The sequence below is a fragment of the Christiangramia marina genome (assembly GCF_048285865.1).
Lineage (GTDB): Bacteria > Bacteroidota > Bacteroidia > Flavobacteriales > Flavobacteriaceae > Christiangramia > Christiangramia marina.
In genome coordinates, this window is sequence record NZ_JBLVTK010000082.1 from 1 (window position 1) to 285 (window position 285).

A 285-nucleotide genomic window follows, 5' to 3' on the forward strand; every position below is an offset into this window, starting at 1 on the left:
GCGGCGCGCTGCTGGACTGGCTGGGCGAGCAGGCGCCGGCCGGCCAGACCCGCTTCCTGACCACGAGTACGGTCGGCCTGGCGCGCTTCGCGGTGGGCGAGGACGCGCCGCTCGACGTGCTGCGCAATCTGCACAGTGCCGCCCAGGACGCGCTCGGCGCCGAATCCGGCCTGCGTGTCTTTTCGCCGGAACACGACGCCGCCTACCAGCGCCGTTTCTGGCTGATCGGCGAACTGGCGCGCGCCAGCGAGGTGCTCTCGATGATGGGAACGAACTCGCCCGGCG

General features: G+C 72.3%; 1 protein-coding gene. It reads left to right on the top strand.

The features are described from left to right. Window positions 1-285 (top strand): hypothetical protein (locus tag ACNKXS_RS15400; RefSeq protein WP_417921653.1); only part of this gene is annotated, 285 nt, incomplete at both ends.